A 20,980-nucleotide genomic window follows, 5' to 3' on the forward strand; every position below is an offset into this window, starting at 1 on the left:
CATATCCATAAAAAATTTTATGAGAGCTTTATATAAACATAGAAACAAAGATGGCTGTAATAAAGCTGGCCAGTGTACCGCCGATAATCGCTTTTAGTCCAAGTTTTGAAACTTGTGTCTTTTTATTAGGGGCAAGAGATCCAAGACCAACAATCAGCTGCCCGATGGAGGACAAGTTTGCAAAGTTACAAAGGGCTACGGACATAATGGCGACGGTTTTCGGGGAAAGCTCACTCATCATGTCTGTCAGGTTCGCGTAGGCCAGGAACTCATTGGCTGCAAGCTTTGTTCCAATAAGAGATGCCGCCTGGAAGGCATCCGCTAACGGAATTCCGATTAAGAGTGCAAAAGGATAAAAGATAAAGCCGAAGATCGTGGATAAGTCTGTATTCACAAGTCCAAGCACTCCGTTAACTAGAGCGATGACACTGATAAAGGCAATGAGAAGGCCGCCGATGTTTGCTGCCAGCTTCACACCATTAACGGCACCATCAGAAATAGCTTCAAATACGTTGGCGTGATCTCCTTTAGCCATTTGAATTTCTTCGTTCAGCTCTGACGTTTCTGTTTCTGGCTCAAGAAGCTTAGCTACGACAAGGGAGACAAATGGGACGCTGAAAATAGAAATGATTAAATACCTTAGGTCAATTCCCATGCCGACATAACCGACAAGAATGGCACCACTTGCTGAGGCTGTTCCACCCACCATGATGGCAAAAGTCTCAGAACGTGTCATCCGATCTAAATACGGTTTGACTAAAAGCGGGGCTTCAGCGACACCTAAAAATGTGTTTCCGACAGCACTGAAGGATTCAACTTTCGAGGTTTTCAGTACTTTTCCAACAATGGTACCTAAAAACTTAACAATAAGAGGCAGGAGACGTATATGATAAAGCGCTGAAATTAAAGCAGATATAAAGATAAGAGCACCAAGTACGTTGATTCCAAATAAGAAGTTAATGTCTGTTTGTGCAAAGAGAGGTCCGAAAACAAATTCAATCCCGGCTGAACTGTAGTCGATAATTCCTTGGATAAATAGCGCGGTTTTCTTAAGCAGGTACTGTCCAAAAGAAACGTTCAGCATGGTATAAACAAATAACCCTTCCAGAGCAAGCCCGACAACGATCGTCTGCCATTTGATCATTTTCCTGTTGCTGCTGAGAAGCCAGCATAGTGCGATAATAACAACTAGTGAGAGTAGTCCTGTAATTAAATTCATGATGTGTTCCTCCTTAGAATATAACGGATCCCTCATAGGTAGTAAGACGTCAGACCACTATGAAAATAAAAAAAACCTCTTTCCAATTGAAAAAAGGAAAGAGGTAGAATAGGGGCTCCTGTTTAAAGAAACCCTGCAATTCTATACTTTCCTTATAGTCCAGCCATTTACGGTAGCCAGGTAGAGACTTGTGGACCATATTTCCACATTTATATAAGGAATCCGTGTAAAGTGATTTGATTAGGATTCTAGCAGAGGGGTGAATGGATAACAAGAGTAAATGATAATGTTTAAAAATGGCGAAATTTCTTATAAATTGTTGAAATCCCTTTCTTTTAGATTGAGATATTTCCTCTTTTTTGAAATAATTAAAAAGATGTATGTGTATCATATAAGGCACAATGTCGGGGCGGTTAACTAAAGGAATGACAGATGATTTGGGTTGTTTCCTCTATAATGGAAGCCCTTTATTAGCCGCTGTTTTTACTCCGTGACAGCCTGGTGTTTTCCATTAGTCTTACTTAATTTGACCTTATTGAATAGGGAGGATTCGCATGATCGATCGAATTGATACGATATGTGTAACGGTGCAGGATTTACCTGCGTCCAAGAAATGGTATCAAACACGTCTGGGATTTGAAGCCGTATTTGAAGGAGAGGGATACTGCGTGCTACGTGTTGGAAGTGGCGGAACGCCTTTGACCATAGAAGAAGGAGAAAGAATGGACCGGATAAACCAAACGACGTATCCTATTTTCTACTCCCATTCTATTGAAGAAACCTATCAGTCTTTAAAGGAAAAGAATGTTCAAGTCGGAAAACTGATGAAGGATAGCGACAACCATTACTTTGATTTTTATGACCCTGATGGAAACCGCCTGCAGGTCTGCTTTTTTGAATAGATTCATAAGGAGTGACGCTATGTTCCGTCCACTAAAGAAAGGGGATACGATTGGTCTTTTTACACCTTCCTCCCCGGCAACGGTTACAGCTGAAGAAAGGTATAAACGGGGAAAAAGATTCCTTGAAGAAAAAGGATTTCGAATAAAAGAAGGCAGGTTAACCGGAAAGTCTGAGATTTATCGATCCGGCACACCTAAAGAAAGGGCGGAGGAGTTTAATGAGCTCATCCAGGATCCCGAAATTTCAATGGTCATGTCCACCATTGGAGGTACAAATTCCAACAGCCTTCTTCCTTACATCGACTACAAGACCTTTGCTGAACATCCTAAGATTGTAGTTGGCTACTCCGATACGACCGCTTTGTTGCTTTCGCTATATGCCAAAACGGGAATTCCCACGTATTACGGCCCCGGACTGATTCCTTCGTTTGGAGAATTTGCCCCGCTTGTTCACGATACATACCGTTATTTTGAAAATTATTTTGTGAACGAAGAAAGGATCCCATATTCTGTTCCAATGCCTTCTTACTGGTCTGATGAACCAGTGAACTGGCTTGAGAAAACGACCGAAAAAACGCTTTATTCAAATGAATGGATCACAGGAATAGAAGGAAGGGCTGAAGGACGTGTAATTGGTGGTAATGTGAATGCGATGTATGGATTTATCGGTTCGGAATATTTTCCTGAAATTAAAGAGGGAGATATTCTTTTAATGGAGGACTGCAATAAAAATGCTGCGGTTGTTGAAAAGAATCTGGCCATGTTAAACGTTCATGGCGTTTTTGATAAAGTCTCAGGAATTCTACTTGGAAAGCACGAGCAATATGATGATCTGGGAACTGGTAAACAGACTCTGGATCTATTACTGGAGCAGCTGGATGGGAGGCAGATCCCGATACTTGCTGACTTTGATACCTGCCATACGCACCCGATGCATCCGCTTGCGATTGGAAGAAGGGTGAGAATCGACACGGTGGAAAAGAGTGTACAGTGCATAGAAACGTGGTTATAGGAGTGAATGATAATGAATCAGGTCGATGATAAAAAAGTAGTCATCGGGGCAGGACCTTACAACAATAATCCGGGGTGGTACCACACACAGGAAGATGAATTGGATCTTCTGAAGGAAGAAACATGGCAGCAAAGGTTCACTCCCTCTACTTTATCAGCGGTGTTAGCTGAACATGTGTGGGAGCACCTTACATATGAAGAGGGAGTAAAAGCAGCGCAGGTTTGTAAGAAATACCTGAAGGAAAACGGGTATATCCGCTGCGCGGTGCCTGATGGCTTTTTTAAAGATGAAAAGTATCAGCGGATTGTCCAGGTAGGAGGGCCGGGTTCTCTTGACCACCCAGCTGCCAGTCATAAAATCGTACATACTTATATATCGTTAAGCCGTCTTTTTGAAGAAGCGGGATTTGAAGTGAAGCTTTTGGAGTACTGTGATGAAAATGGCAGTTTTCGCGAAAACGAGTGGAGCGGGGAGGACGGGGTGATTTTCCGTTCGAGTAAATATGACCCTAGAAATGAAGAAGCATTGACGGTACCATCCTTAATTGTGGATGCCATCAAGCGCGAAGATTCTCAACGGATTTGAACTGAATTGTATCCGAAATATATGAACAATGTATGATAAGAGGTGTTCCATTGACAGAGTTTACAGTAGCAAGAGAAACAGAACGATTGATCATTCGACCGCTGAAAAAATCCGATTACACATTATGGCTTTCCTCATTTGAAGCTCGTTCCCCGTCCTTACATAAACATGACCCCGGGCGCTTAGATATGACTGAATGCACAGAAACCTGGTTTAATCACTTGGTGGAGAGACACCAGACGCTGGCTGTAGAAGATACAGCTCACGTGTTTGCTGTCTTCCGAAAAGAGGATGACCAGCATATAGGAATGGTGGATTTTTCGACCCTGGCAAGAGACAAATTTCAGTGGGCGAGAATCGGCTACACGATTCACAACCAGTATTGGAAAAAAGGATACGGCAAAGAAGCGGTCAAATCCGCTTTAGACATCGCCTTTTATGACCTTGGATTTCACAGGATTGAAGCTCATATCTGTGTTGATAACGAGGCATCCAGGAAATTGTCCGAGAGTGTTGGACTGACCTTTGAATGTATTCGTGAAGGATTCATCTATGAAAATGACGAATGGACGGATCATGCCGTTTATGCGAAAAATGCAGAGCAGGTGGTGGGAGCATCATGACTACTGTTGGAATTCTAGGAATGACACACGATGAGGAAATGCAGAAGAAGTACCGCTACCCCTTATCTCTGGTAGAAAAATTGATAGAGGAATTCAACCCTGACGTTATTTGTGGAGAAGTCCACCCCAAAAGCTGGGAGCTCTATCTTATAGAGGGAAAGCCTTATGGAATCTTAGGTGAAACACAAGAGGAGTATCCATCGTTGATTTTCCCGTATTGTGAGAAAAACAATATTTCCTTTATTCCTGTTAACTGGTTTGAAGAGGATGTATTTGAAGAAGAACCCTTTGACAGGTATGGGGTGGAGAAGCGTAAACTCCTGGAAAAGGAACACATGCAGTGGCAGGAAGAGCAGTTATCTGCGTGGAATGCTGACAGGATTCCATTGAATTCCTTTGAGTACGATGAAGTGACTGAAAAGATGTATAAATGGCTTCATACCGTAAACCCTGACGTTCAGAATGTAGTATGGAATGCGCGGCACTTTATCATGCTGGCAAGGGTTAAAAATGCCGTAAGAAAATACGAGGGTAAAAGAATTTTGTGCATCCACGGAGCTGATCACAACTATTGGTACTATAAAACCCTGGCTGAAGAAGACAACATTGAATTGGTATATCCTTTAAGAACAAAATAATAGAAAGAGGTTAAATCTCATGAAAAACATCCGAAAAGTCTTTTTTGATAATCATTATGCGATGACGAACGAAACACCGAAAGCTATGGAATTTGAACATAGGGAGAATGGGGATTTCATCTATATTCTGCCTAATAAGCAGTTGACTATTGTACTGCATCCAGAAAAAGTAGAGGCCGATGAAGAACTTTACAATAAAGCTTCAAAGGAAACCCATAGTACAGCATTAAGAGAGTTTCCAAAACGCGCTCATACAGGAAAACAGCCGATTCAATATGGCTATGCCTTTGTATTCCAATCGAACGAGGAGTGCTCTCAATTCTTAAAAGAGTTGGAAATGACGTCCATGACTCAATGAATTTTAGTATAAGAGTGGTACAAATAGAAGAATCATAGGGAAAAGAAAGTCTGGAATTTAATTTTTCCGTAAAATACAACCGGTCCCAAACCGTGTATAATAGAGGGAGAATAAAGAGTGAAGGCGCAGGTTTAACCAAGTTCTTTAACTGCTGAAGCTTTTAAAGAAAAACCCCTTCCTATTTAGTGAAAAGGAGGCCCTTATGCGACACGACATACAGCCGAATGAGCGAGCATTCTCGACAAAAGAAGTGGCCGAAGAAGTGGGCATTGCGACAACAACGGTTCGCAGGTATGGCCAGATCCTCGAACGGAACGGATATGAATTCTTTAAGGATGGTGACCGCCGGATTTTTGTCCGGACGGATATTGATGCTTTAAAGTCCATACGGGACACGGACCTTTCTCAGGACGAGCAGGCGAAGATCCTTGTAGATGAGCAGAAGGAAATGCTGGGCGGATACACAGAAACGGCGCTTACCATATCCGATACATACAATCAATCTCTGCAGAATCCAGAGCAGACGAAAGAACTGTTGAAGCTTCTCGCGAATGAGCTTGCTGCAAGCCGTGAGATGAACGTTCAACTGCGGCAGGACATGACGGAACTGAAGTCCACCGTTTCCAGGCTTCAACAGGATCACCATGTCATCAGTTCAGGAGTTGGGAATTTTTCTCAGAAGACCCACACAAAAATGGACAAAATGATGGAACAGCAGAAGAATCAGTATGAAACACTGCTTGAAGAAGAAAAAGAGCGAAGTGAAATGCTGAAGCAGGAATTACAGCAAATGAGACAGGATCAGAAAAAAGAGTGGCAGGCGCAGAATGAATTTAATCAGCAGTTGGAAGTAACGGTGAAGAGGTCGAAGAGTACCTGGGAAAAACTCTTTGATTTGTTTCGAAAGTGATCAATGTGAAAAGGAAAAGGTGGATACAATCCATAATACTTGCTGTCTTTCTTTCAATCGGAACGACTTCTAACTATTATGCCTTTCACCAAGCAAAAAACGCATGCTTGAACGAAGGGAAAACCCCTGTGGTTGAACAGACTTTCTTAGCGGTTCACTGGTCGGTTTCCTGTCCATAAGAAAAGAACAGGAGAAATTAAAGTCGGAATGTGAGGAGATCCTATCATTGGATCTCCTTTTTTAGAAGGAAATGATCGTTCGTATAGAGAATATATAAGTTTAGGTATCTTGAATTGAGGATATATGGGGGTAAGATACATAGGACAGAAGAATTGGTTTTAAAATACTATTTTTTATAAAAGGAAGGAACGATCTTTTGGTTAATCAGAAAAATCGTACGATGCTGTTGTTTGCCGGGATTGGTATATTTCTCTCATTCGTTATTCATTTTATTCACCGCGCCATTCCAATGAATTGGACACCATTACAAATGCAGGCTTATCTTCCGTTTCTTTACGTAAGTTTAGGAATACCCGTTGTGCTTTTTGTAATCAGCCTCTATTTCTTTCGCAGGAATCCAGCCCATGCTGGTTTACCGTGGATGAATAGTATGCTGTTTACCTTTATCACCCTGGCAATGATAGTGAATGGAGAAGGAATGGTTGTCTATCATTTTTCAATCTTCTTGGTAGTCTCTTTGCTTGCTTTTTACGATCGAATCGATGTACTTGCACTGATGACCGGGGTTTTTGCCCTTATTCATATAGCAGCGATGTTTATTGGAACAGCTTTTCTATATGGGTCCAATCAGTACACGTGGTTTATGTTTGCCCTTCACGCTATTTATCTTGTTTTAACCAGCTTAGGAACATCCTATCAAATACGACTTAAAAATCACCATGTCCAGACTTTAGAGAACGAGAATAGAAAAAAGGAAAAGCGAATGAAATCTGTGCTTTCCCAAATGGAGAGGGTATCTAATTCTGTAAACGAGACAATCGGCCATTTAAATCAGGTTTCTCAATCTTCATCCCAGTCCTTCGAAGGGGTAACAGACCTTGTGGAAGATCGAAACCGAAGGGCTGAAGAGCAGGCTGATCAGTATGAAAGCAGCGCTCATAACTTATCAGAAGTATTGAGTGCTTTGGAGCAGATCAACCGGAGCATTGAAGCTGTTTCCGAACAATCCACACAAACAACTGCCGCCACACATCAAGGAAATACGTCCCTTCAGCATGTGTCCATGAATATGAAAGAAACAGAAGACACCCTTGAGCAGACGAGTTCAATCATTCAACAGTTAAGTCAGCAGTCAGCCGACATTGGAAGTATCACTTCCGAGATCTCATCGATTACTGAACATACAAACCTGTTAGCACTAAATGCCTCCATAGAAGCTGCGCGGGCTGGTGAACAAGGAAGAGGGTTTAGTGTCGTAGCGGATGAAGTAAGGAAACTGGCCCTTCAGTCTGAAGAAGCCACGAAACGGATTCTGTCCATAGTCGAGAAGATTCAAAATCAAATCGGCCAGGCGGATGAAGCTTCAAAGAGAGGAGTCCTTCAAATGAAAGATAGTCAGATACACTTGGATGACTCCGTACAGTTACTTGCTTCCATTTCTCACAAGTCAGAAGAAGTGGAAACTCAGACGAATGAAGTCATGGCTGCGAGTCAACATTTGCTATCCCATGTTCAAACTGTTTCTACTACATTTGATCAAATGGCTTCTTTTGCAAAAGAAGGAACCGCTTATAATGAAAATCTACATAAGAAGGCAAAGGATCAGATGGATTCCATTGTACAAATTAGTCATCAATTTAAGTCTTTAACCTCAATGACTGCTGAAATGAATCAACTGATAAGAGAAATCAACGAAGAACAACCGAGGGATACTTCTGTACCTGTTGTACACTTAAGAGCAGTAGGCTGATGAATAGGAGCTGATCAAAGGCTACTCTGTCTTTGTATCCTATTAAGTACCTGGTTTAGGATTCCTACTTTAGGTGTTACTCTTTTGAAGGTATGGTAAAATATTGTAAACGATATAATTCAACATTCAATGATAAAGAGAGTAGTGATCTGGGAAGAACAAGCGAGTAAGGGGAGGTGGGAGCCTTACACGGAACAGGTCATGAAGCGCACTTTGGAGAAGCCTTTTGTAGGAAAAGCCGGGGAGAAACCTCGTTATCAATGATTGAGTGGTTTTTTAACAATTAGAGTGGTACCGCGGAGACTATAAAAGCCTTCGCCTCTTTCAAAGAGGTGGAGGCTTTTTTTGATTTGATTACATTCCGGGTAACCCACTTTAAACGTAAAGGGGAGAATAAACGAATGCCTTATATGAAGACAAAGAGACTGACTCTCACTACATTTACAGCTGAAATGATGGAAGCCTCCTTACATAGTCCGGGACAGCTAGAGCAATTATCCAAGTGCCGGGTTCCTGAGGGGTATCCAATGGAGGTTTATAAAGAGATGCTGCCCTATAAGATTGAGCGGTTTCGTAAGTTTCCAGAAGAAAATCAGTGGGAAGGAATCATCATTAATACAGATGAACAAACCATTCTGGGTGATATGGGCTTTAAGGGCGGCCCAGATGAAAATGGGGATATGGATATAGGCTACAGCATACTGCCGGGTTTTCAGGACAGGGGATATGCGACAGAAATGGCAGCGGCCATGATTGAATGGGGCTTGAAGCAGCCCGGCGTTAAGAGGATCACAGCGAGTTGTTCCGAAGAAAATAAGCCCTCGATCCGTGTGTTGGAAAAATCAGGTTTTACACCCACAGGAGTCGAGGACGGTGAGGTTTATTGGGAGATTAAACCTTAATTCGATTGAAAAGAAAAATAATGAATACAGATTGTGTACAACTGAAGGAGAGATTTTGGGTATGCGGGTCATACTAAAAACAGTTAAGAATATATGTTTAGATTTATTCTCTATGTTTAAAGGATTTACGTATGGATTCCTTATGGTCGGATTATTCATTATCATCGGGGGTGCTTTGCTTTACGGGGTCTTGTATTTGAAAAATATAGTTTTATAAAAGTACTTTTGGAAGGAACTTCTGAAGACTAAGAAAAGCCGGTACATTTCATTCCCATCGTTCGTTAAAAATTTTTCCCTTTACATCCTCCCCGCTTAAGCGTTTACATTAAAATGACATGTAGCAAACTCCTGTAAAAAGGAGTATAATGAACAATTGTTCAATGAATGAACGTTCATTATTATGTATACAGGAGCATCACGTATGAAACAGATATGGAAAATTTTCGCTAGAGATTGGAAAAGTATTTCGACAAACTGGGTGGCTATGATATTAATTGGTGGATTGATTGTTCTGCCTTCTTTATACGCCTGGTTTAACATTAAGGCTTCGTGGGATCCCTACAGTCAGACCGATCAGCTGCCTGTTGCCGTCGTTAATGAAGATGAAGGGGCCACAATAAGAGATACAGAAATAGATGTAGGAAATGATTTAGTGGAGAAACTGAAGGATAATGACAGCTTTGACTGGCAGTTTACCGATCGTGAAACGGCCATGGACAAAGTAGAGTACGGGGATTATTACGCCGTTATCGTCATCCCGGATAATTTTTCGGAGAAACTGGAAACTGTGATCAGTGATAAACCAGAAAAGTCCCAGGTGGAATATTATGTGAATGAAAAGATCAATGCCATTGCACCTAAGATTACGGAAAAAGGGGCAAGCGTCATCGTTGATCAGATTACCAGTGAGTTCATCTCGGTAGTGAACGGAACAGTCGCTGAGCTGTTTAACGAGCTTGGTTTAGAACTTGAAAAAGACCTGCCTGACATTAAGCGCTTTGAAGAATATATCTTTAAGCTGGAGGAAAATTTACCTGAGATTTATGATCTGATTTCCAGCGCTTATGATGATTCGAAAAGTGCAGCATCCATCATTAATGATGTACAAGGCCTCCTGCCCAGGGCGGAGAGAGTAACGGACCAAAGTCTTGACACAATAGAGGAAACAACAAACTTCTTAAATGATGCAGAAAAAAGGTTAAACGAAGTTGCGCCTCAAGTTCAATCTGACTTAAAGAGTGCGCAGCAAACAGCAGAAGATGTTAACAGCTTTATCAATGACGTCCAATCTGTAGATCTTGATCTAAGTGCCGTTACTCAATTGAAGGATGGCATCAACCAACGGACGAACGAGGCGTTGGAGCAGCTGAACACGGTGGAAGATTTACTGAAGCAGGTGCAGCAGCGACAGCAAGAGCAGCAGCAACAGCAGACCGAAGAAGATCCTGAAAATGGAGAAGAGAACCAGAACCAACAGCCTGGTCAAGAGCAGTCTCAAGAAGCCATTAATCAGGCTTTATCAGATATTGGGCTTATTCGCGAGGGACTGCAGAACGTCCAAAGTGACGCGGGTCAACTTGATTCAAGGTTAAAGGAAAGTCAACAGGAGATTGATAACACGCTGACGACTCTCGAGGAGAAATCTGGAGAGACGGCTGATCGAATCGATGCTTTTCTTAAGGAATACAATGAAAATATTGAACCAAGGGTGCTGAATGAAATCAATCAAGCCCAGCAAACCTTATCCGATGCCCGCAGCATCCTGACTGAGGCTCAATCGACGATCCCCCGGATCGATCGGATTCTAGGAAATACCGAAAGTAATATCGCAGAAGGTCAGGATATTCTTGAATACATGTTGAATGAATATCCTTATGTCAACGAGAAAGTCAATCAGATGGCCGATCGGATCCGAGATATCCAAGGGGAAACGGATATTAATGAAATCATCGAGCTTTTGAAAAATGATCCTGAAGCAGAAGAAAGCTTTTTTGAAGAGCCGGTAAGCTTGAATAAGAATGCCCTCTTCCCAATTGAAAATTACGGGACAGGGATGACTCCGTTCTATACGGTGCTGGCTTTATGGGTAGGGGCTCTTCTTTTGGTTTCGTTGTTAGCGACCGAACCGGTGCACCCTTCTGAGTATCGATCATTTGAGCAGTACTTTGGTAAGCTTGCGACTTTTGTAAGCATTGGCTTACTGCAGACCTTAGTTGTTACCTTAGGGAATCTATTTATATTAAAGGTCGGGATTGCTGAATCTCTATACTTTGTACTCTTTGGATTTGCGATCAGCTTTGTTTTCATGACGATTGTCTTTACACTCGTATCCGTTTTGGGAGATGTAGGTAAAGCGGGAGCCATTGTCTTTCTTGTCCTTCAAATCTCAGGTTCAGGCGGTACGTACCCGGTGGCACTGCTTCCGGAATTCTTCCAGAACATTCATCCATTCCTCCCATTCTCCTATGCGGTTGATTTAATGAGGGAAGCGGTTGGAGGAATAGTTGTGGAACGCGTTAAAACAGATGTTTTCTTCTTATCTGGATTTGCTGCTTTGTTCCTGGCGATTGGAACCTTCTTAAAAGGACCACTGCATGAAAATTCAAGAAAACTGATGAAAAAATCAAGAGAATCAGGTTTATTCCATTAAAAGTAGAGAATGTTATTCCTACTATTAAGACTTTAAAAAAGGAACTTCCAATTTGGAAGTTCCTTTTTTGTATTCAAGCAGAATGTAATTAACGAAAGTCTAATATCTGATGGTACCCGATGAATAAACCAATCACATACCAAAGCGTGACGATAACTACAATAATGATTTCTTTATAGACCTCTTTGATTGCACCGCGGAACGTCAGCTTGGTTTTTTCGATGCTTTCCACTGGCTGGAAGGGTATTCTAAGAAGGAGGCTCATAAGAAATAAAAAGACATTTTTGATTTTTCGATGACCAGAAATCATTGCGATTTTGTAGAAGATATAAAAAGTTAGGAAGAACGTAAGAAACAGATAAACCATGGTAGCAATAAAGATATAAAATTCGACCTGTGATGCACTTTTCGCTTCAGGAAACAAGCTTTCGTCCACCCTTTCTGTAGAAGACTGCTGATGATACCTTATCGGATCAACAGGATCCACACAATTGGTAACTTGTGGTAGGATAAAATGGAGGCAGCTAACGTAAAAGCAGTTTAAAAAGTACCTATCGTTTTTAATGACCAGACACCCAACAGCTCTTAGATGCATTGAATGATCTGATTTCCGTTGTCCATCTTTTTTGAAAGGGGTACGGGTATGGATTTTCTGAATTGGTTTGACTGGGTTACACCGACAAGTGCAGCCGCTTCCATCTTTTTTGGTCTGGTGTTTACGCTTATCCTGGGAATAATGGTGTGGGCGGAAACAAAAGAAAGAAAAACCGTCATAATCATCGGAGCTGCAGGAGCTGTGGTCACTTTTCTTGGGGTAACCGTCCTGCAGTTTGCAGGTTTTTACGGATAGAGCAGGAGATTCTAATAAGAGCAGAGAGGAGAAGGTATGATGAGGGACTTGCAGCAGAAGTTTAAGAATTTTGGTTTGCTTGAGTGTGAAGGATCGAGTCCTTTTTATCAGTCGCTCTCTTTAAAAATAGCAGAGGACGACCAGCTGCTTCAATTAGCTGATCGTACACAAGAAGGACAGCCGGTTCCGAACATGTTTTTTGGAGCTGTCCACTATCTGCTGATGAAAGGGTATGATCATCCGCTTCGTCAGTTTTATCCAAGCCTGGTATCTCATCCACGTCCTGAACAGGAAGCCTTTCCTCCCTTTAAAAGCTTCTGCCTTGAAAATAAAAGGGATATTCTATCGCTGCTTAAACAGAAGAGGGTACAGACAAATGAAGTCGGAAGGTGCGCGTATTTATATCCAATTTTCTGCTATATTCAGCAGAAAGCAAATCAAAAGTTAGCCCTTATTGAAATTGGCACGAGTGCTGGACTTCAGCTCCTATGTGACCGATACGCGTATTCTTATGGAGGGGAATCTGTTTATGGGAATCCTTCTTCTTCTCTTACGATCTCTTCAAAAGTGAGAAGGGGAACTTTTCCTGCCTTCCTCACGCAGCCGCCAGTGATCGCAGAGAGAGTAGGTGTTGATTTACATATCAACGATTTGTCTAAAAAGGAAGATGAGCTTTGGCTGAAAGCTCTCATCTGGCCGGAACATAGTGACCGGAGGGAAAACTTTGAGCAGGCCGTCCGGCATTGGCTGGCCGCTCCTCCTGAATTAAGGGAAGGAGACGGCGTAAATGAGATAACTGAACTATCTGCTGATATCCCCTCTGACCGTGCTCTTTGTATTTTTCATACTCATGTAGCTAATCAGATACCGGAAAACGCCAAGAAAGAGCTTCTACATAATATAGAAAAGATTGGACGCACCCGTACAACTTTTCATGTCTATAACAATATCCATGACAACAGGCTGTATATAGATGCTTATGTCAATGGAAGAAAAGAGCAGAAAATCGTGGGAGAAACGGAAGGCCACGGGCGATGGTTCGATTGGTCCTTCGATTTTTAAGAAAAGAGTGAGATGACAAATGAATCCATCGTTTATAAAATTAACAACGCCGACAAACGAGCAGATTGCATCCTTTAATCGCTGGAATAATGATCCGGCACTTATCCCGTTGACTCGTCCGAATAAGAATCAGGAGGAGCTTGACCGGCGCGGGGAAGTGACGTTAGAAGACTTGAGAAATCACCTCGTAAATCATGAGACGTATTTTATCTATTGGAATCATCAGCTGGTAGGTGAAATGAATTATATGATTGATCCGCCCCACCTTCACAGAAAAATTCCAGGCACTGCATGGATCGGCATTACGATCGGCGAAGAAAAAGGACGCGGGAAGGGCATTGGATTAAAAGCGATGGAATACCTGGAGGGACAGATTAAAGAGGCAGGCCTTGGCCGGATGGAGCTTGGAGTGTTTGAGTTTAATGAAACCGCTCAGCGTCTTTATCAAAAGCGAGGGTTCAAGCCATTTGCCCGTTTAGAAAACTTCACCTATTGGAAAGAAAAGATGTGGGCGGACATCCGGATGGAGAAACTACTTTAACACAAGGCTGAAGATATGAATAAACCTGAACTTCTTCTCTGTAGAAGTTCTTTCATTATGGTTTTTACCTCAACATACTTAAAATATTGATAAAAAAGGTGGAGAAGATGGATAGAAAGAAAATGGTTATGAATTTGTTTTTAATCTTAGGAGTGATAAGCGGGGGATCGGGCTTCCTTTATCGTATGCTCATTACTTCTGATATTCCTGTTACCTACTCTATTTCAGAAGCTCTTGCTGTGCATGTGCTGTTTGCCTTATCGGCTGTATGTTTTTTAATCGGTTCAAGCTTATTACAGACCCTGAAAGAAAATGCCGTCGCAGGGATGTGTTTCGCATTTATATTAATTGTGAACTTGCTGTTCCTAAGCGTCCATATAGGAGCGGAGTACTTCAATTCTTCCTTTGCACAGCTGGAACTTTCAAGTTTGCTTTATTCAAGTGTCGTGCTGCTTTATAACGGTTACCTGATCATCAATCAGGTGGTTCGTACCAGACAACGTTCCTCTTACACTATGAACGGTTCATTTATTAGAGAGGATAGATGAAGTTAAAAGGTAATTGTCATTCGTTTATAGCTGTGTTGAATAATAGATAACGAATCACATGTCTGTACTGAAATTAAAAGGTGAAAACATAGTTACTATGTAGAAAAGAGGGGGATCTCATGCAGGATGAACTTATATGGAAGGAAGATTTAGTTAAGGCAAAAGAAGCGAAGCAATGGTTAAGTTCAAATATTCCAGGTGTTACAAGTGTGGAGGGGCCGGTTCAAGTATTCAGGTCCAACGACTGGGGAATGACAGCTTTATTTAAAGTTGTCAAAGCAGGTGAAACGAAAGAAGTGGTCTTAAAGGTAGGGTTTTTACCTCTATTTAAGACATCCCCATCCATATATGAAGCGTTGGAAAGCTTACATTCTAAGCATGTCCTATCCTATATCAAAGGGGAAGTAAAGGGTTCTCAAACGTGGCTGCTTTTTGAAAAATTCGAAGGGAAACAAGTGAGGGAGTTAAACAATCCGGATTTGATCTATGAAATGGCCGGAACAATGGCACGTTTACAATCGGAGTTTGAAAAACTAGATGAACCGCTTAAAAAAGGTATTCCTGTATATGACTATCAGGAGTTAAAACATACGCTGAAGACTTATATCATTAAGGCAATGAATGAATTTGCCCCCGTGTGGAAGTCTGATTCCTTACAATTACATAAACAGTTTCATTTGTCTCTCGAAGACCTCGAAGAAATTTCCAACCCCAACCATCTCATGAAAATGATCGAACTCACTCAAGAGATTTGTGATGAATTATCCATTATGGATGCTCCTTTATCCATCTACCATATCGATTTTCATACAAACAATGCTGTTGTAACCAAGGAGCAGGAAATCATGCTTTATGATTTTGAAGAGGCCGTCATTTCAAACCCGTTCTTTTCATTGGACAAGTTATTGAATGAAGTTACCAAATACGAGGTAGAGTCAGATGAGGAATATATTTATATCCAATGGACGCCTGCCCAAAGAGAGCTCAGGAATGCTTATTTAAAGGAATGTAATCACTCGAGTGAGTTGTTGAAATTGAAAATGTTTGATTTGGCGATGATGGTGTCCCCGCTCTTTTATGGTTATCTAGGTCAGTTCTTCCTTAAGCAGGTAGGCTGGGAAAAGTCGATGCCGGGCTTGATGGCAGAAAGCTTCATTACTGCAAATGCGCGGATGAAACGTTATAAGAATAGACTCTGAAGTATATATAGACAAAGGTGGTGAAAAGTTTCTATGCGTATGTTTATCAGCAGAGTCTCTAAACTTTTAATCTCTTTGTTTCTATTCTATATGTTCATAACAAATGATAATTGGCTGGACTTTATCTATGTGAACACTTTAATCTATACCACTATCGTATTACTCTTTCTTTTAGGTGCTTTCTGGATCGGACGGCATTTAGTTCAATAGACAAACCCCCTGCGCTTTTCGTTTTTTATACAAGGGGTTTTAAGTCTCTGCATCATTCTTTTCTTTACTTACCAGATGTTTACGCCTTATTTCTACACAACGAGTTATTTGCAGAGGGTGGGTGAGGAAAACGTTGAAGGGTATTACGACTTGTCAAACAAAGAACAAAACAACAGAGAACAGAAGAAAATGAGGAAATCCTTATTAAGTGAAACGATGGCTTTATCAATGAATCCCCATAAATTTTTCTCTGGAAAAGATTTAGTGGCTATTGAGATAGTAGAAATCAGCCGAAGCTATTACCTATACTACATGACAGCTGAATTAATAGAGAAAACGGATGGGAAAACCAGACCACATACATACCGGTTCACATTTATTAAAGAGTACGGAGGGTTTAAGCTGGAAGGCTTTGAAGAGGTCACTTGAGAAGGGATGTCTGGAAGCCCCTTTCTTAAAAGTTGTCCTTTATTAGTCTGAGGGATCCTCTGACTCATTTGATGGTCTAAAGATGCGTTAGGAGGAAATAATGGGATTATTTATGCTTGTATTAATCATCATCGTTTTGTATCTTCTTTTCACAATCAGTGATATGAAAAGAATGATAAAAAAACAGCAGACCGAAATCGAAGAGGTTAAATCCTTGATGAAAGTGATGATAAAAGGAAACCAAAAATGATGCGTACATAGAAAACAGCCGGACAGTTAGAGTACGAAGCTTTTATAATCAATGATGAGAAAGGAACCAACAATGAAGTTTATTTATTTTTTCTTGTACAGCTTCTTTCTGCATACCGTTTTTCAATTAGCTTTCTTCTATGCAGAGGACAACTTTCGAAAGCCCCTGGGTGGTTTCAGTCAGCCTGACATGTTTAGGGTGCTCCTGATCCTTGTCGTTCTGCTTTCGTATTTTCGCTTAATTCCTCAGTTATTTGACCGGTTTGAGGAACTATCAAAGAGATCTAAACTTGGTTTGACTATTTTATCTTTTATCGTCTCTACTGTCTGTACCGGCTTTTTACTTGCTGTTTATTTTGAAAGGTAATTAAAAGCTGATACTCGTAAAAGGGTGCCGTCTTTATACTAAAATAAATAAAAATACGTTAGTGAAGGAAGAAGAGGAAGCGCTGTGGTTTGTTTTACACCTTATAATTGGTATAGATAACTATAATTTGTCTATCTACTGACAAGAATGTCCAACGCTTATAGCGGGGGAATTTCTATACATAGAATACCGTTAGGCCAGGGGATAATGGTTTCTGCTTCCCTCTTTTGTGGGAAAAGAAAAATTAGAATAGATTGGAAGTTATTCAGTGTGGATGGAAGGGAGCAGGCGTCATGAGTGATCTAATCATAACCAACGTGAAGATTATCAGCGAAGGTGGGACAATCCCAGCCGGGACGATCCGTATCACATCCGGTAAAATAGAAAGCATTTCACAGGTAAGCAAGGAGGTGCATGATGCGCACGTGATTGATGGGAAGGGAGAAACGTTCACTCTGGTGCCTGGTTTTATCGATGTTCATATTCATGGTTCCAGTGGTCATGATGTGATGGATTCCTCCAAAGAAGCCCTTGGAGGAATCGCTGCTCAACTGCCAAAAGAAGGGACAACGAGCTTCTTGGCGACCACGATGACTCAATCCGAAGAAAATATCCACCAGGCGGTGCAGACGGCTGGAGATTATCTGGAATCACAGCCGGCAAATGGACAAGCTGAATTGCTTGGTATCCATCTGGAGGGTCCTTTTTTATCAAAGAAAAAAGCAGGGGCCCAGCCGCTCGATCATATTATTGCTCCTTCTCTTAAGCTTTTCAATAAGTGGCAGGAAGCAAGCAGAAACAGTATCCGTCTTGTTACGCTTGCTCCTGAAATAGAAGGAGCGCTATCGTTTATTAAAAATGTGAGCGGTACTGGAGTCATTTGTTCCTTAGGACACAGTGATGCGAGTTTGCATGAAGCAAGTGAAGCGGTGGCGTGCGGAGCGAGTCACGTTACTCATTTATACAATCAGATGAGTGGTCTGCATCATAGAGAGCCGGGACTTGTTGGAGCGGCATTGACTCATCCGCAGCTGATGGTAGAGCTGATCGTTGATTTCATTCATGTTCACCCGGAAGCGGTTAAACTTGCGTATCAACTGTTAGGCCGGGAACGTACGGTTTTAATTACGGATGCCATGCGGGCAAAGTGTCTGTCTCCTGGCATGTATGATCTCGGCGGACAGGATGTCATTGTGAAGGACGGTGAAGCACGACTTTCCGATGGTACGCTTGCCGGAAGCATCCTGACGTTGGAGGAAGCTGCCCAAAAGATGAAACAGGCTGTAGGTGTAACGACAGAGGACCTGGTTCAGATTACTTCAACGAATGCGGCGAGAGAGCTTGGAATCGATGAACGAAAAGGCAGTATTGCAGTAGGAAAGGACGCAGACCTGGTGCTGCTTGATGAAAACGGCAGGGTTGTGATGACGGTTTGTAGAGGAGTCATCAGCTATGATGGAAGGGAGCGTTGGGCGTGAATATCATTGTCGTTAAAGATTATAAGGAGCTGAGTGAGCGGGCTTGCTCTATTATTGAAAATCAGATAGAGATGAGAGCGGCTTCTGTATTAGGTTTAGCTACCGGTAGTACGCCGCTCGGCACCTATCAAGAACTGATACAGGGGTATGAGGAAGGACGGACGGATTACAGCCGGGTTTCAACTTTCAACTTGGATGAGTATATTGGTCTCAGCCCTGATCACCCCCAGAGCTACCGTTATTTTATGAATCAAAAATTGTTCTCCCACATTAATATATCTGATGAGAACACGTATATTCCTGACGGGAAGGCAGAAGATCTACAAAAGGAATGCATCCGGTATGAGCGACTGGTTGAAGAGATCGGACCGCCTGATTTACAGCTGTTGGGCATTGGTGAAAATGGACATATCGGCTTTAATGAGCCTGGTACGTCGTTTGAAAGTGAGACGCATATCGTTCAATTAACGGATTCAACGAGAGAAGCAAACGCCCGCTTTTTTTCATCAATGGAAGACGTACCTACACAAGCGGTGACAATGGGAATCCGCTCCATATTAAAAAGTCGGCGCATCCTTCTATTAGCTTCAGGTGAGAGGAAAGCGACTGCCATTAAGCAGTTTATTGAAAGTGAACGGACGGAACAATTTCCAGCCTCCTCGTTAAAAGATCATCAGGATATGACCCTGATTGTCGATCAAGCTGCCTATCAAAAGGCAATTGAAAAAGAAACTTGACAGGGATGAGGAATAAAAGTAACATTATTCTAAATTTAATAAAAAATGGTGATGACAGAACGAAGTAGTGCAGATATCCCTGTTTCAGAGAGTCGGTGGCTGGTGAGAACCGATACAAATAGCTGGACGAATTACTTTCTTGAGCTTCTTTTACGAAATGAATAAGAGTAGTAAAAGACGGATAATCCGATATCTTTTTGAGGGGAAGAAAGAGGGAAATCTCATTCTTCAACTTGGGTGGTAACGCGTGATAAGACACGTCCCAATCGATGGGGCGTGTCTTTTTTATTGGCCATTTTTCATAAAAAAACTTGTTGGAGGGGTAGAGAATGAATCATATCGAACAGTTAGACCAGAATCAAAAACAGGAATTAACGAGACAGTATGAGATTCTCTCCTACGGGGTGGAAACGATTCTTCCCGCAGATGAATTTAAACAGAAAATCGCTAAGTCCATCCATACAGGAAAACCTCTAAAGGTGAAACTGGGTCTCGACCCCACGGCCCCCGATGTTCATATCGGTCATACGGTTGTGTTAAATAAATTAAAGCAGTTCCAACAGCTCGGCCACACCGTCCAGTTGATTATCGGTGATTTTACAGGGAAGATCGGTGATCCAACTGGAAAAACCGCCACACGTACGGCACTGACTGACGAAGAAGTCCAGCATAATGCAAAAACATACTTTGAACAGTTCGGAAAAGTGGTGGATATGGACAAAGTGGAACTGCATTATAACAGTAAGTGGCTCGCAGGTCTTGGCTTTGCGGAAATTCTGCAGCTCGCAAGTACGGTCACCGTTGCACGCATGCTTGAAAGAAATGATTTTCATAATCGATACCAGGCAAATAAACCGATTCATCTGCATGAATTCTTTTACCCGGTCATGCAGGGCTATGATTCTTTTGCGTTAGAATCGGACATCGAACTAGGTGGAACCGATCAGGAGTTCAACGTCCTGTTTGGACGACAGATACAGGATCATTACAGTCAGGAAAAACAAGTGATTCTCACACTGCCGCTTTTGGAGGGCCTTGATGGGGTAGAGAAAATGTCGAAGTCTAAGAACAACTATATCGGGATTGATGAACATCCGAATGAGATCTTCGGAAAAACGATGTCGATTCCAGATAAGCTGATTGTAAAGTACTTCCGTCTGGCTTCCAATCTTTCTATAGAAGCCGTTGGTGAGTTGGAGGAGAAACTTGCAAACGGTACGCTGCATCCAAGAGATGCGAAGGTCCAATTGGCTCAATCTTTTGTCGAGTTATTTTATGATAAGAAGACGGCCGGACAGGCGAAAGAACATTTCCAAAACGTCTTCCAGAAAAATAAAATCCCGACGGATCTACCTGAAGTATTGTGGGAAGGCGAATCTCCTATTTCCATCGTTGATCTGGTGAAGGAACTGGATTTACTGCCGTCGAAAAGTGAGGTAAGACGGATGATCAAAAACGGAGGGGTCCGGTTAAATCAAGAGAAAGTAATTGACCCTTCTCTAGAGATTACCGTTACAGACGGTCTCATTCTGCAGGTTGGCAAGAGGAAATTCGTTCAGTTGAAACGAAAGTAAAGCTTCA

At 41.9% G+C, this 20,980-nt stretch carries 23 protein-coding genes, 1 riboswitch and 1 other annotated feature; of the genes, 21 read left to right on the top strand and 2 right to left on the bottom strand.

What is annotated here, in order from left to right:
* Positions 1 to 28: 28 nt before the first annotated feature.
* The gene (locus tag LC036_RS01830) at positions 29 to 1,219 is read right to left on the bottom strand and encodes a NupC/NupG family nucleoside CNT transporter (RefSeq protein ID WP_226577402.1); all 1,191 of its coding nucleotides are present in this window, start codon (positions 1,217 to 1,219) and stop codon (positions 29 to 31) included.
* A gap of 135 nt (positions 1,220 to 1,354) precedes the next feature.
* Positions 1,355 to 1,456: riboswitch (purine riboswitch) on the bottom strand.
* Positions 1,457 to 1,773: 317 nt separating this feature from the next.
* On the opposite strand from LC036_RS01830, the gene LC036_RS01835 reads away from it, so the two are divergent.
* The 10 genes from LC036_RS01835 (at position 1,774) to LC036_RS01880 (ending at position 11,729) form a co-directional block, all read left to right on the top strand.
* Entirely contained in the window at positions 1,774 to 2,121 is a 348-nt protein-coding gene (locus tag LC036_RS01835) for a VOC family protein (RefSeq protein WP_226577405.1), read from the top strand.
* Between the two features lie 19 nt (positions 2,122 to 2,140).
* Entirely contained in the window at positions 2,141 to 3,133 is a 993-nt protein-coding gene (locus tag LC036_RS01840; RefSeq protein ID WP_226577408.1) for a S66 peptidase family protein, read from the top strand.
* Positions 3,134 to 3,139: 6 nt separating this feature from the next.
* Entirely contained in the window at positions 3,140 to 3,718 is a 579-nt protein-coding gene (locus tag LC036_RS01845) for a class I SAM-dependent methyltransferase (protein ID WP_226577410.1), read from the top strand.
* A gap of 50 nt (positions 3,719 to 3,768) precedes the next feature.
* The gene (locus tag LC036_RS01850; protein ID WP_226577413.1) at positions 3,769 to 4,341 is read left to right on the top strand and encodes a GNAT family N-acetyltransferase; all 573 of its coding nucleotides are present in this window, start codon (positions 3,769 to 3,771) and stop codon (positions 4,339 to 4,341) included.
* On the top strand, positions 4,338 to 4,979 hold the full coding sequence (locus tag LC036_RS01855) for a hypothetical protein (RefSeq protein ID WP_226577417.1): 642 nt from the start codon (positions 4,338 to 4,340) through the stop codon (positions 4,977 to 4,979). Before LC036_RS01850 ends, LC036_RS01855 begins: the two co-directional genes overlap by 4 nt.
* Positions 4,980 to 4,998: 19 nt before the next feature.
* Positions 4,999 to 5,337 carry a hypothetical protein gene (locus LC036_RS01860; protein ID WP_226577420.1) on the top strand — a complete coding sequence of 113 codons (339 nt, stop codon included), beginning with the start codon at positions 4,999 to 5,001 and terminating at the stop codon, positions 5,335 to 5,337.
* Positions 5,338 to 5,539: 202 nt separating this feature from the next.
* Complete coding sequence (locus LC036_RS01865; protein WP_226577423.1) at positions 5,540 to 6,247, top strand: hypothetical protein; 708 nt, start codon at positions 5,540 to 5,542, stop codon at positions 6,245 to 6,247.
* A 376-nt stretch (positions 6,248 to 6,623) separates the two neighbouring features.
* Complete coding sequence (locus LC036_RS01870) at positions 6,624 to 8,177, top strand: methyl-accepting chemotaxis protein (RefSeq protein ID WP_226577426.1); 1,554 nt, start codon at positions 6,624 to 6,626, stop codon at positions 8,175 to 8,177.
* A 410-nt stretch (positions 8,178 to 8,587) separates the two neighbouring features.
* Positions 8,588 to 9,079, top strand: coding sequence for a GNAT family N-acetyltransferase (locus LC036_RS01875; protein WP_226577428.1), 492 nt, complete (start codon positions 8,588 to 8,590; stop codon positions 9,077 to 9,079).
* A gap of 421 nt (positions 9,080 to 9,500) precedes the next feature.
* Positions 9,501 to 11,729, top strand: a complete 2,229-nt coding sequence (locus LC036_RS01880) for a YhgE/Pip domain-containing protein (RefSeq protein WP_226577431.1) — start codon at positions 9,501 to 9,503, stop codon at positions 11,727 to 11,729.
* 88 nt (positions 11,730 to 11,817) lie between these two features.
* On the opposite strand, the gene LC036_RS01885 is transcribed toward LC036_RS01880, so the two are convergent.
* Complete coding sequence (locus LC036_RS01885) at positions 11,818 to 12,324, bottom strand: hypothetical protein (protein ID WP_226577434.1); 507 nt, start codon at positions 12,322 to 12,324, stop codon at positions 11,818 to 11,820.
* 48 nt (positions 12,325 to 12,372) lie between these two features.
* Between LC036_RS01885 and LC036_RS01890 the strand changes: the two genes are divergently transcribed.
* The 11 genes from LC036_RS01890 (at position 12,373) to tyrS (ending at position 20,973) form a co-directional block, all read left to right on the top strand.
* On the top strand, positions 12,373 to 12,579 hold the full coding sequence (locus LC036_RS01890; protein ID WP_226577437.1) for a hypothetical protein: 207 nt from the start codon (positions 12,373 to 12,375) through the stop codon (positions 12,577 to 12,579).
* Positions 12,580 to 12,618: 39 nt separating this feature from the next.
* Complete coding sequence (locus LC036_RS01895) at positions 12,619 to 13,641, top strand: DUF2332 domain-containing protein (RefSeq protein ID WP_319004422.1); 1,023 nt, start codon at positions 12,619 to 12,621, stop codon at positions 13,639 to 13,641.
* Between the two features lie 19 nt (positions 13,642 to 13,660).
* Positions 13,661 to 14,182 carry a GNAT family N-acetyltransferase gene (locus LC036_RS01900; protein ID WP_226577443.1) on the top strand — a complete coding sequence of 174 codons (522 nt, stop codon included), beginning with the start codon at positions 13,661 to 13,663 and terminating at the stop codon, positions 14,180 to 14,182.
* Positions 14,183 to 14,289: 107 nt separating this feature from the next.
* A complete protein-coding gene (locus LC036_RS01905; protein ID WP_226577446.1) occupies positions 14,290 to 14,730 on the top strand; it encodes a hypothetical protein in 441 nt (146 codons plus the stop codon).
* 119 nt (positions 14,731 to 14,849) lie between these two features.
* The gene (locus tag LC036_RS01910) at positions 14,850 to 15,929 is read left to right on the top strand and encodes a phosphotransferase (protein ID WP_226577450.1); all 1,080 of its coding nucleotides are present in this window, start codon (positions 14,850 to 14,852) and stop codon (positions 15,927 to 15,929) included.
* A 360-nt stretch (positions 15,930 to 16,289) separates the two neighbouring features.
* On the top strand, positions 16,290 to 16,568 hold the full coding sequence (locus LC036_RS01915) for a hypothetical protein (RefSeq protein ID WP_226577451.1): 279 nt from the start codon (positions 16,290 to 16,292) through the stop codon (positions 16,566 to 16,568).
* Positions 16,569 to 16,668: 100 nt separating this feature from the next.
* Entirely contained in the window at positions 16,669 to 16,818 is a 150-nt protein-coding gene (locus LC036_RS01920) for a hypothetical protein (RefSeq protein ID WP_226577454.1), read from the top strand.
* 72 nt (positions 16,819 to 16,890) lie between these two features.
* Complete coding sequence (locus LC036_RS01925; RefSeq protein WP_226577457.1) at positions 16,891 to 17,184, top strand: hypothetical protein; 294 nt, start codon at positions 16,891 to 16,893, stop codon at positions 17,182 to 17,184.
* 293 nt (positions 17,185 to 17,477) lie between these two features.
* Positions 17,478 to 18,662, top strand: coding sequence for an N-acetylglucosamine-6-phosphate deacetylase (gene nagA / locus LC036_RS01930; protein ID WP_226577462.1), 1,185 nt, complete (start codon positions 17,478 to 17,480; stop codon positions 18,660 to 18,662).
* Entirely contained in the window at positions 18,659 to 19,399 is a 741-nt protein-coding gene (gene nagB / locus LC036_RS01935) for a glucosamine-6-phosphate deaminase (RefSeq protein WP_226577465.1), read from the top strand. Before nagA ends, nagB begins: the two co-directional genes overlap by 4 nt.
* A gap of 42 nt (positions 19,400 to 19,441) precedes the next feature.
* Positions 19,442 to 19,667 (top strand) — a binding site (T-box leader).
* A 61-nt stretch (positions 19,668 to 19,728) separates the two neighbouring features.
* Positions 19,729 to 20,973, top strand: a complete 1,245-nt coding sequence (gene tyrS / locus LC036_RS01940) for a tyrosine--tRNA ligase (RefSeq protein ID WP_226577468.1) — start codon at positions 19,729 to 19,731, stop codon at positions 20,971 to 20,973.
* The last annotated feature ends 7 nt before the right edge of the window (positions 20,974 to 20,980 follow it).

The organism is Halobacillus litoralis, from assembly GCF_020524025.1.
Lineage (GTDB): Bacteria > Bacillota > Bacilli > Bacillales > Halobacillaceae > Halobacillus > Halobacillus litoralis_D.

Bases quoted from the DNA above. Each gene is read 5' to 3' on its own strand.
- LC036_RS01830 (WP_226577402.1), bottom strand. From the start codon at position 1,219: ATGAATTTAATTACAGGACTACTCTCACTAGTTGTTATTATCGCACTA.
- LC036_RS01835 (WP_226577405.1), top strand. From the start codon at position 1,774: ATGATCGATCGAATTGATACGATATGTGTAACGGTGCAGGATTTACCT.
- LC036_RS01840 (WP_226577408.1), top strand. From the start codon at position 2,141: ATGTTCCGTCCACTAAAGAAAGGGGATACGATTGGTCTTTTTACACCT.
- LC036_RS01845 (WP_226577410.1), top strand. From the start codon at position 3,140: ATGATAATGAATCAGGTCGATGATAAAAAAGTAGTCATCGGGGCAGGA.
- LC036_RS01855 (WP_226577417.1), top strand. From the start codon at position 4,338: ATGACTACTGTTGGAATTCTAGGAATGACACACGATGAGGAAATGCAG.
- LC036_RS01860 (WP_226577420.1), top strand. From the start codon at position 4,999: ATGAAAAACATCCGAAAAGTCTTTTTTGATAATCATTATGCGATGACG.
- LC036_RS01865 (WP_226577423.1), top strand. From the start codon at position 5,540: ATGCGACACGACATACAGCCGAATGAGCGAGCATTCTCGACAAAAGAA.
- LC036_RS01875 (WP_226577428.1), top strand. From the start codon at position 8,588: ATGAAGACAAAGAGACTGACTCTCACTACATTTACAGCTGAAATGATG.
- LC036_RS01880 (WP_226577431.1), top strand. From the start codon at position 9,501: ATGAAACAGATATGGAAAATTTTCGCTAGAGATTGGAAAAGTATTTCG.
- LC036_RS01885 (WP_226577434.1), bottom strand. From the start codon at position 12,324: ATGCATCTAAGAGCTGTTGGGTGTCTGGTCATTAAAAACGATAGGTAC.
- LC036_RS01890 (WP_226577437.1), top strand. From the start codon at position 12,373: ATGGATTTTCTGAATTGGTTTGACTGGGTTACACCGACAAGTGCAGCC.
- LC036_RS01895 (WP_319004422.1), top strand. From the start codon at position 12,619: ATGAGGGACTTGCAGCAGAAGTTTAAGAATTTTGGTTTGCTTGAGTGT.
- LC036_RS01900 (WP_226577443.1), top strand. From the start codon at position 13,661: ATGAATCCATCGTTTATAAAATTAACAACGCCGACAAACGAGCAGATT.
- LC036_RS01905 (WP_226577446.1), top strand. From the start codon at position 14,290: ATGGATAGAAAGAAAATGGTTATGAATTTGTTTTTAATCTTAGGAGTG.
- LC036_RS01910 (WP_226577450.1), top strand. From the start codon at position 14,850: ATGCAGGATGAACTTATATGGAAGGAAGATTTAGTTAAGGCAAAAGAA.
- LC036_RS01920 (WP_226577454.1), top strand. From the start codon at position 16,669: ATGGGATTATTTATGCTTGTATTAATCATCATCGTTTTGTATCTTCTT.
- LC036_RS01925 (WP_226577457.1), top strand. From the start codon at position 16,891: ATGAAGTTTATTTATTTTTTCTTGTACAGCTTCTTTCTGCATACCGTT.
- nagA (WP_226577462.1), top strand. From the start codon at position 17,478: ATGAGTGATCTAATCATAACCAACGTGAAGATTATCAGCGAAGGTGGG.
- tyrS (WP_226577468.1), top strand. From the start codon at position 19,729: ATGAATCATATCGAACAGTTAGACCAGAATCAAAAACAGGAATTAACG.